The following is a 9560-nucleotide window of genomic DNA, read 5'->3' as shown; positions in this document are numbered from 1 at the left end:
CCCCGGTGTCGAGCGCGGCGGATCCGCCGTCGTCGCGGTCCGCCGGCGGATCCGGCGGGGACCACCGGCCGCCCAGAGGGCCCCGGCACGAATCAGCCGGCCGCCAGCAGTGCCGCCAGCGCCGCCACCGTGTCCGGGTGACGGTCCACCAGCGCCAGTCCCCGCGGGCCGGGATCCGCCGGCTCCCAGGTCCCCGCGCAGCCCAGCAGCCCGGCCACCGCGTCGCACGTCGCGGGGTGGGCGGCGAGCAGCGCGACGCCCTGGCCGGTGTCCGCGCCCCGCGCCACGGCCCGCGTCTCCGTCCGCTCCCGCCACGGCGGGACCCACTCGTCCAGTGCCGCGAGCCGGCCCGGAAAGATCCGGCCCGCCTCCCGGATCAGCAGCGGCGCCAGCTCGGAGCCGCCCGAGCGCAGGGTGGTGATCAGGGTCGGCAGCCACGGCAGGAGCACCGGGTCCGGCAATCGGGCGAACGCGTTCGACACCGCTTCCACGACGAAGTCGGTGAGGCCCGGTACCGGCTCCAGGGCGTGCACGAAGCCGCTGAGGTAGCGCGGATAGGCGGGCACCACCAGGGGGTTGCCCAGCAGAGCGTCGCACCGCGCCCGCAGGTCCGCGCGGGACAGACGGCCGAGCTGCGTCTGGGCCGCCCACAGCAGCGCCGTCCGCGACGGATCCTCCGGGTGCGACTGCGCGACCGCCAGTTCCAGCTGGGTCCGGTCACAGCCCAGCGACAGGGCCAGGCTCTCCATGCCGAACAGGAAGCCGAGCATCGCGGCGACCTGGCGAACGGTCGCGTCCTCGTCGGTGAACGCCGTCGGCAGCAGGGTGCAGTAGTGCGCGTACCCGGCCTTGACGAAGGACTCGATCCACGGCGGCAGCACCGGCTCGCTGGTGCGGTAGTACGCCAGCAGCCGGCGCACCCGGCGCAGCACCTCCGGCGCACCGTCGACGCTGCGCTCGGCCGCCAGCACCTCCAGGGCGCGGGTGCCCAGTTCGTCGGCGAGACGACGGCTGCGCAGATACAGCGTGGCGTCCTCGACGGCCTCCAGGACGATCGCCGCGGTGGCCTGCGGGGCGTACGCCCGACGCCGAAGGCGCTGTTCCAGGACCTGCTCGATGCTGACCCCCTCGTAGCCGAGCTCGATCAGCGCGCGCTGGTGGGTGCCCAGTGCCAGGTCCCACGACTCCTGGATCGGTCGCTCGCCCAGCCGCCGCTCCCCCATGATCGGACGCGCGGCGCCCTGCGGCATCAGACAGCGCAGCATCCACAGCACGTCGGAGCAGCGTTCCAGTTCCGGCCGGGAGGCGATGTCCAGCAGCGCCCGCTGCACACCGTTCTGCTGGAGCCTCAGGTTCAGCGGCGTGAGCCGGTCGTGCACGTCGCGGGCCAGGGGCGGCAGCGCGTCGTAGCCGACCTGGCCGACCCGGTCGCCGCCCATCATGATCTCGACGAGGCGGCGCACGTCACGCCGGCCCGGCACGGCGTCCTTCTCGATACAGGTGACGGCCGCGTCCTGGAAGTCGTACGGCGTGGGCTTGGCCCGGTCGCGCATCCCGGCGAGCAGGATCGACGTCTCGAACACCGCGATGGCGTCGGCGGTGGAGGCGAGGTAGCCGTTGCGGCGCGCGGCGCGCACGATCTCCACCGACCAGCCGAGCAGCTCGGCCTCGTCGAGCGGGTCGAGGACCGGCGGCCGCCGCAAAAAGCCCGAGAGCCGGTCGGCGGGCGGGGCGCCGGGCGCGGGAGCGGCGACGGCCTTCCTGGCCCGGGACTTCTTCGTGCCCGCCTGTCCGGCCAGGCGGAACGGCTCGACGCGGGTACGCCGTACGTTCTTCGCCCACACCGTCGCGGCGATCGAGACCGAGCCCGCGGCGAGGCCGAACTGCGCCTCGATCGCCGCGTGGCTGGACGGGATCAGGCCGTGCTGCCACTTGGTGGCGGTGCGCGGGCCGATCTCGAACGTGTCGGCGCCCCGGACGCCGAACTCCGCAACGCGGCTGGCCGCGTGGAACGCGCCGCAGACGTAGAGGCAGTCCGCCGGATCCGTGCCGGTCTCGGTCAGATGCTCGCGCATCCTCGTCCACATGTAGCGCTCGCGGTCCTCGTCCACGCTCACCCGGTGGTCGTCGCCGGGGGCGAGGCGCCGGAAGAGGCTGCCGATCAGGAGCATGACCTGCCGGTAGGTGTCGTGGTCGCTGTCGCCGAGCGGCAGCTCGACGTACTGGTGCCACCATTCCGACCAGTGCCGCACCCGGCCGTGGCGCAGCAGGTGCTCCTCCAGTTCGGCGAAGCGGGGCCGCAGGTCGCCGATCTCCACACCGACCGCGTCGCCGTGCAGCGCGGCCTCCTCCTCGGCCGGCGGGGCGTCCGGGTCGGCCGGCCCGGCGGACCGCGCCCCTCGCGCGTCCCACTGGAACACGTGGTCGGAGGAACGGTCGACGAGGACCAGTTCGACGCCCGGGGTGTCGAGTGCGTAGGCGATCGCCTGGTACTCGGCCGACGCCTCGGTGATCGGCGCGACCACCGACAGCGGCGCCCACTCGGCGGGGAAGCCGTCGGTCTGCGTCGCGAACGCCTGCACCGCCACGGGGAGGCGGCAGTTGCGCAGCTCGGTCAGCAACGGGGCCATGTCCTCGCACAGTTCGAGGTACACGACCTTCGGTTGCTTCTCGCGCAGTCTGCGGGCCATCGCGATCGCCGAGGCGGGCGAGTGGTGGCAGACCGGGAAGATCTCCAGCGGCTCGCGCACCGCCCGGTCGACGTCGTCGACGATGCCGAGGAGGATGCCCTCCAGCGCGCCGGGACCGTCGGCGAACGCCGTGGCGGCTTCCTGGAGTTGGCCACGCAGCGCGCTGAACGTGCTCTCGTCCGGGCCGCTCATGACAGGGTGGCGATCGCGTCGCGGCCGCCCTCCAGGAACTCCGCCCAGGAACCGCCCTCCTCCTTGCTGCGCGGCTCCACGACACCGTGCAGGTACTTGTTGAGGATGGCCAGGTCCTCCGGCTCACGGCGTGCCAGCGACCCCACGAGCGAGGAGGCGAGCGTGTGGGCGGTCAGCGCGCGCTCACCGAAGAAGTTGCTGTGCAGGATCGCGTCCTCGAGCACACCGATCTGCTCGGCGGTGGACAACGCGGACTCGAGCTTCTCGTCGTCGCTGCCGGCGGCGGCCGCGGAGGCCCGCAGATCGGCGAAGCTCTGGAGCAGCACGTCGAGCAGCGTCGGCGGTACGTCCAGCTCGATCTGATGCCGGCGCAGCAGTTCCTCGGTGCGGAAGCGGACGATCTCCGCCTCGCTCTTCTTGTTGGTCACCACCGGGATACGCACGAAGTTGAAGCGGCGCTTGAGCGCCGAGGACAGGTCGTTGACGCCCCGGTCGCGGCTGTTGGCGGTGGCGATGACGGAGAAGCCGGGCTTGGCGAAGACGATGTTGTCGCTGTCCAGCTCCGGCACGGAGATGTATTTCTCGGACAGGATCGAGATCAGCGCGTCCTGGACGTCGCTGGTGGAGCGGGTGAGTTCCTCGAACCGGCCGATCGCGCCGGACTCCATCGCCGTCATGATCGGCGAGGGGATCATCGACTCCCTCGACTGTCCCTTGGCGATCACCATGGACACGTTCCACGAGTACTTGATGTGGTCCTCGGTGGTGCCGGCCGTGCCCTGCACCACGAGCGTGGAGTTGCGGCTGATCGCGGCGGACAGCAGCTCGGCCAGCCAGCTCTTGCCGGTGCCGGGGTCGCCGATGAGCAGCAGCCCGCGGTCGGAGGCCAGGGTGACGATGGAACGCTCGACGAAGCTGCGGTCGCCGAACCACTTCTGCGTGATCTCCCGGTCGAGGCCGTCCGAGCGCTCGGAGCCGAGGACGAACAGCCGGACCATCTTCGGGGACAGCCGCCAGGCGAACGGCTTGGGGCCGTCGTCGATCGACTCCAGCCAGTCCAGCTCCTCGGCGTACTTCAGCTCGGCGGGGGCGCGCAACACGTCGGACATTTCAGTGCCTTTCTGCATCATGACTAAGCGAGGAACGTCTTGAGCTCGTGGACGAGCTTGCGGATGTGACCGGAGACGACCGGCGTGCCGAGGTCCTTGAACCGCTCCCGGAACCACGGGTTGACGCTGCCGCGGCCGGAGCTGGTCACCGAGCCGACGGGGATGAACCTGGCCCCGGAGCGGTGAATGGCGGCCATGCTCTCGAACAGCGGCTCGGTACGCCATTCGTAGAAGTCGGAGATCCACACCACGACGGTGTTACGGGGCTCGGCGATCTTCGGCTGGGCCAGGGCCATGGCGACCGTTCCGTCGGTGCCGCCGCCGAGCTTGGTGCGCAGCAGGGTCTCGAAGGGGTCGTGCACCCAGGGTGTGAGGTCGAGCGCCTGGGTGTCGTACGCGATGAGGTGGACGTCCACCTTCGGCAGCCCCGCGAAGATCGACGCCAGGATGGTGCAGTTCACCATCGAGTCGACCATCGAGCCCGACTGGTCCACGACCACGATCAGCCGCTGGGGTGTCGTCCTGCGCGCGGTGTGCCGGTAGTAGAGGCGGTCGACGTAGAGCCGCTCCTCCTCCGGGCTCCAGTTGGTGAGGTTCTTCCAGATGGTGCGGTCGAGGTCGAGGTTGCGGAACACCCGCTTGGGCGGGATCGAGCGGTCCACGGCGCCGACCGTCGCCTTCTCCACCTGGGTGCGCAGTACTTCGGCGACCTCGTCGACGAAACGGCGGATCAGGTCCTTGGCGTTGGCGAGGGCCACACCGGACAGGTTGTTCTTGTCCCGCAGCAGCTGTTCTATCAACGACATGCTGGGCGTCAGCTGAGCCGCCAGCCGGGGGTCGGCGAGCACCTCGCGCAGCCGCATCCGGCTGACGAGATCCGCCTCGATGGCGCCGAGCTCCGGCCCGATCGCCGGGATCAACCGGCTGAGGTCGGGCGTCGTACCGCCGCCGCCCGATCCGGTCGGGCTGACGCCCCGTCCCCCGGTGCCTCTCCCGGCCCGGCCGCCGCGCAGCTCGCCGGGCCGGCAGCCGAGGGCACGCTCCAGCCAGCCCGCGTCGGACTGCCAGCGCGACAGCTGCCCGGCGGTGACCGTGCCGGGGGCGGAGGCGAAGACGTTGAGCAACACCTTCGACACCAGAGCGGCGCGGCGGACTTCGGCGGCCCGGTCGCGGCCACCGTCGGCTTCGCCCGGCCGCGTGGCAGAGGAAGCGGGCTCGGCTTCGGGCGCGTCCTCGCGTTCGCTCGCCGTTTCGTGCTCGGGCTCGGTCCCGCCCTGGCGTTCGCTCGCGTGCCCGGGATGAGGCCCGGTCCCGCCCGGTTGGTCGCTCCCGGGTTCAGGGTCAGGCCCGGTCCCGCCCTGGTGGTCGCTCGCAGGTTCAGGATCAGGCCCGGTCCCGCCCTGGTGTCCGCTCGCGGGCTCGGGTTCGGGTACCACCATCAGGCCGTCGAACTCGGCGGCGAGTTCCGGGTGGCGCTGCACGATCGAGTCGACCGAGGCCTGCGGGTCCAGCAGCGCGGGCGGCAGACCGATGTCCTCGACGACGGCGAGGCTCGACGACTCCAGCGTCGCCTGCTCCTCGTGGTCGAAGAGACGGGCGAGGAGCCGCCAGTACAGGACTTGGCGACGGTTGTCGTCCGGGACCGCTTCCGGGTGCTGTCCGTTCGTCCGCTCGGTCATTTCCGCAGCAGCCTTCCGGCGCGCTCGCGCAGCACCACCACGGCGTCGGTGGCGGACTTCTCCGCCTTGGCGCCGGTCTTGTCGGTCGTGCCGCCGGCCCACCCCCCGGCGTGCACCGCGACGGCCTTCTTCCGCACGGTCGTCTCGACGGCTAGGGGCTGGAGGGCGAACGCCCCGGCGTCCCAGCGCAGCAGCCCGATGCACGCGCTCGACGCCGCGACGGCCTCGGGCGTGAGCGGGCCGGCGGTCGGTATGCGGTCGGTGTCGACGGCGAGCGGGTGTCCGGCGAAGGTGAACGTCAGTCCGTCGTCGGCCGGTCGGCCGTCCCCGCCGTCCCCGCCCTGCTCATGGTCCTGGTCTTGATCCTGGTCCTGGTCCTGGTCGGCGGTCCGCGCGGGCTTCCGGGCGGTGTACCCGTCCAGGAACACCGGGACGGCGATCCGGGCCGGGTGCCGGTCCAGCGGTGCGGTCGCGAGGGCCGTCGCGGCGGGCAGGGCCACGCGGGCGGTGGCGAATGCGTCGGCCGGCTCGCCCGGACGTGCCAGCTCGTCGCTCCAGATCAGGTCGCCCGCCGCGGTGATCGGCATGTCGGCGATGTCCATCGAGCGGCCTTCGCCGACGGCGGCCAGCAACGACATGTGCGGACGCAGCAGTTGCCAGACGCCGGCGCCGACGACCGTGTCCGGCTTGGGTACGGCGACTCCGGCGCGCACCAGACGGGGCCGCGTGCCGTCGGCGGGCTCGAACACCGCGTGCACCTGGGCCTGCGCGGCGGTGGCGTGTTCGTGGACGTCGACACCGAGGGGCAGCAGCCGGCCGGTGGCGGTCCCTGTGGCGGGCGCGGCGGCGGCGCCAGGCAGGGTCAGGAGCGTCGCCCGTGACCACAGGTCGGCCCAGCGGCGTACCGGGATCCGTTCCAGGGCCGCGCCCGGGCAGGACGCGGCGAGTTCGGCGGCGAACCCGTCGAGCAGTGTGGCCAGGCGGCGCAGGGACGGGTCCGGGAGCATCGCGGAGACGACCTGGGCCGATCCGGAGACCAGTTCGTGGTCGATGCCCTGCCAGCCGGTGCGCGCCAGGTCGCAGAGCCAGGAACGGGCGGCGGCGAGCAGGTTGGCGGCCTGCTGCTCGGCAGGGGCCGGGGCGGGCTCCGTGACCGCCGGCCGGCCGGTCGTCTCCTCGACGCGGGTCACGAGGGCGTCGTGGGCGGAGCCGAGGAGTGCGGTGCGGGCGGCGGCGAGGGCGACGAAGTGGTCCTCGCCCGCGGCTCCGGCCGCCGCCTCCTCCGCGGCTTCGGCGACCTTGGCGGCCAGCGGTGTGCCCGCCACCGCGTGGGCGAGTTCGGTCAGATCGTCGGCCTGGGTGGGCCGGGGGCGGAGCAGACCGCCGACGAGAGTCCGGTCGAAGGCGTCCACGGCTGCCAGGGCCTCGTCGAGCCCGGTGATCGGTTCGGCGAGCAGGTAGGTGCGCTCCGTCCCGCTCGGTCCGGGCTGCTGCGTGGGCACTCCGGTCGTCGTCGCCCTGGTCGGCGGGAACCACTGCATCTCAGGCAACGGAGCCGTGGTCGGCGCGAGTTCCAGGTAGGCGAGGTGGCGCAGGAACCGGCTGAAGACGGGAGCCGCCGCCGTGCTGTCCGCCTGCGTGGGGCGGGTGCCGGTCATGTCGGCGGTGAGGCTCTGCGCGCTCGGCTCCCCGTCCGCGGACTCGATCCGCAGATAGCGGGCGACACGCTCGGCGCCGTACTGCAACACCGCCTCGTTGACCAGGGCCCGGATGTGGTTGCAGAACGAGCCGCGCGCGCCACCGCAGGGCCGGTTGTTGTTGGTGCTGCAGGCGAACGCGTAGGTCCGGGTCGCGACCGACGAGACGTAGACCCGCTCGATGTCCGAGCCGCTGGACACCACTCCCTGCAGACGTCCGTCGGCCAGTTCGACGAACGGGACCTTGGCGAGTTTGCGCGGCCGGGCGGGTGGGATCACCCGTGCCGTGCTCGACCTCTCCCAATCTGACAACGCGCCATCTCCTTTGCGCCCAGGGGACTGTCACCCCGGATCGGCGGGACACGGCTGAACATACGGGCGACCACTGACAACGCCGATCACGGAACGGGTCGGGACCGGGGTCGGGAGCGGGAGCGGGAGCGGCGCAAGGAAATCGGTGCGAAGGCGCGGCGCGAAGGAACGGTGCGAAGGATTCGGCGCGAAGGATCGATGCGCAGGAGCGGTGCGCAGGAGCGGTCACTCCGCCGGGTAGAGGGCCTGCGCGATCCGCTGGTGCAGGTCGTGCTGCCCCTCACCCGTCGGTGTGGGGGTGGCGTCGACGACCGCGCGGGCGAGGGCGCGGAGTTTCACGTTCGTCTGCTGGGAGTGGCGGCGCAGCACACGCAGGGCGACGTCGTCGTTCACGCCGTACAGCGCCATCAGGACACCGCGTGCCACGTCCACGTCCTCCTGCGAGGCACGGGCCCGCGCGATGTCCGCGTCCGCCGACTTCTGGGCCTCCTTCTGCACCGGTTCGGTGACGTCGACGACGAAGCCCCGCAGCACGACCACGGAGCCGTCGTCGACGCGGCCGTCGGCCACCAGCACGCAGTGCAGTTCCTCCTCCTCACGGGTGAGGAGCCGGTAGTAGGTGCTGAACGGCTGCCCGGAGCCGAGTCCGCGGTCCCACACCCGGCGGATGTCGTCGCGGTCGTCGGGGTGGACGTGCCGGATCAGCATGTCGCCGGTCGCCGGAGTCTCGTCGGGGCGGTAGCCGAGCATGCGGTACATGTCGTCGGACCACCACCAGGTGTCCTCGGGCACCCGGAAGAGGAACACGCCGGTGAGCGCCTCGGCGTCGTCCGTCGAGTCGACCGGTTCCTCCGTCACCGCGGGACCTCCTGGCGGACGGCGACCGACCTGGGCCGCGTTCGACGACCGGAGTCCCGGTCCGTTCACCCGGACCGGAGTCCCGGTCCGTACGGGGAGTCTCGCATCACCACTCGTGGGGCGCCGCCCGAACTCGAGGCCGATCCGGCCCGAAGGCTGAGTCATGAACCTGCCATGATTGATGCATGTCACAGACACGGACCCGGCTGGTGGCCGCCCCGCTCCTTCTGCTGATCGCCGTCGCGGCCGCCGGATGCGCCGATCCGTCGGCGGATCCCCGTGCGGGTGGTCGGGGGGCGTCGGCGGAAGCGAAGGGCTACTGCCCGCTTCCGGAGGAGGACGGCCCGACGCCGTCCCCGTGCATCACCTTCGACTGGAACCAGCGGGTGGCCGAGAACCACGCGTACCGCTCGCCGATGCCCATCACCGCAAGGCAGAAGGAGCAGGCCGCACCGCGTGCCGAGCGGCTGGCCGCCGCCCTGGGGAAGCTCGCGGCCACCGGGACCACGCAGGACGCCCTGCGCGCCGCGGCCGCCGAGGCGCTCGGGCTGCGGCCTGACGAGATCGAGGTGCAGGGCTTCAGGTTCGACCCGCTGCGGGACATGCTCGTCGGCGGCGGCGAGGGCCGGGTGTGTGTCAACGGTACGGTCGACAGCACGGGCCGGGCGACCGCCGAGGTGGTGGGCCGCACCGCCGACGGAAGCTGCCTGCCGGGGCTGGGCGGCCACTGACCCGCACGGTCGTCGGCGCCGGGGCGGGTCGGCGACGCGGACCGGTCGCCGGCACCGTACGGATCAGACGGGACCGCCGTGAGTCCGGCGCGGTACGCGAGCCGGTCGCCGGCACCGTACGGATCAGACGGGACCGCCATGAGTTCGGCGCGGTACGCGGACCGGTCGCCGGCACCGTACGGATCAGACGGGACCGCCGTGAGTCCGGCGCGGTACGCGAGCCCGGCGTCGGCCCGTCGAGCCGTTCGGCCGGGCATCGGCCATGCGGGCGACCGTCCGGGACCGGGCCGCA

The 9560-nt window shown here is 72.5% G+C and carries 6 protein-coding genes; 1 reads left to right on the top strand and 5 read right to left on the bottom strand.

Translation table 11 applies throughout. The annotated features are described in order from the left end of the window. Nucleotides 1-92: 92 nt before the first annotated feature. The 5 genes from ACFV0T_RS22150 to ACFV0T_RS22130 all read right to left on the bottom strand — a co-directional run bounded on the left by ACFV0T_RS22150 (nt 93) and on the right by ACFV0T_RS22130 (nt 8537). The gene (locus ACFV0T_RS22150) at nt 93-2882 is read right to left on the bottom strand and encodes a hypothetical protein (RefSeq protein ID WP_385781666.1); all 2790 of its coding nucleotides are present in this window, start codon (nt 2880-2882) and stop codon (nt 93-95) included. Next, entirely contained in the window at nt 2879-3991 is a 1113-nt protein-coding gene (locus tag ACFV0T_RS22145; protein WP_385781663.1) for an AAA family ATPase, read from the bottom strand. Before ACFV0T_RS22145 ends, ACFV0T_RS22150 begins: the two co-directional genes overlap by 4 nt. Nucleotides 3992-4014: 23 nt before the next feature. Next, nucleotides 4015-5670 (bottom strand): VWA domain-containing protein, encoded by a 1656-nt coding sequence (locus tag ACFV0T_RS22140; protein ID WP_385781660.1) that lies wholly within the window; start codon nt 5668-5670, stop codon nt 4015-4017. After that, entirely contained in the window at nt 5667-7211 is a 1545-nt protein-coding gene (locus ACFV0T_RS22135; protein ID WP_385781687.1) for a hypothetical protein, read from the bottom strand. Before ACFV0T_RS22135 ends, ACFV0T_RS22140 begins: the two co-directional genes overlap by 4 nt. A 693-nt stretch (nt 7212-7904) precedes the next feature. Continuing rightward, nucleotides 7905-8537: a PAS and ANTAR domain-containing protein gene (locus ACFV0T_RS22130; protein ID WP_385781657.1), complete on the bottom strand. Its 633-nt coding sequence runs from the start codon at nt 8535-8537 to the stop codon at nt 7905-7907. Nucleotides 8538-8722: 185 nt separating this feature from the next. On the opposite strand from ACFV0T_RS22130, the gene ACFV0T_RS22125 reads away from it, so the two are divergent. Beyond that, nucleotides 8723-9268: a precorrin-3B C(17)-methyltransferase gene (locus ACFV0T_RS22125; RefSeq protein WP_385781654.1), complete on the top strand. Its 546-nt coding sequence runs from the start codon at nt 8723-8725 to the stop codon at nt 9266-9268. Nucleotides 9269-9560 lie beyond the last annotated feature (292 nt).

Source organism: Streptomyces sp. NPDC059582 (assembly GCF_042735715.1).
GTDB lineage: Bacteria > Actinomycetota > Actinomycetes > Streptomycetales > Streptomycetaceae > Streptomyces.
Note: the sequence above shows the minus strand (reverse complement) of the source record. Positions and strands in the feature narration are given on the sequence as shown.

Bases quoted from the DNA above. Each gene is read 5' to 3' on its own strand.
- ACFV0T_RS22150 (WP_385781666.1), bottom strand. From the start codon at position 2,882: ATGAGCGGCCCGGACGAGAGCACGTTCAGCGCGCTGCGTGGCCAACTC.
- ACFV0T_RS22145 (WP_385781663.1), bottom strand. From the start codon at position 3,991: ATGTCCGACGTGTTGCGCGCCCCCGCCGAGCTGAAGTACGCCGAGGAG.
- ACFV0T_RS22140 (WP_385781660.1), bottom strand. From the start codon at position 5,670: ATGACCGAGCGGACGAACGGACAGCACCCGGAAGCGGTCCCGGACGAC.
- ACFV0T_RS22135 (WP_385781687.1), bottom strand. From the start codon at position 7,211: ATGCAGTGGTTCCCGCCGACCAGGGCGACGACGACCGGAGTGCCCACG.
- ACFV0T_RS22125 (WP_385781654.1), top strand. From the start codon at position 8,723: ATGTCACAGACACGGACCCGGCTGGTGGCCGCCCCGCTCCTTCTGCTG.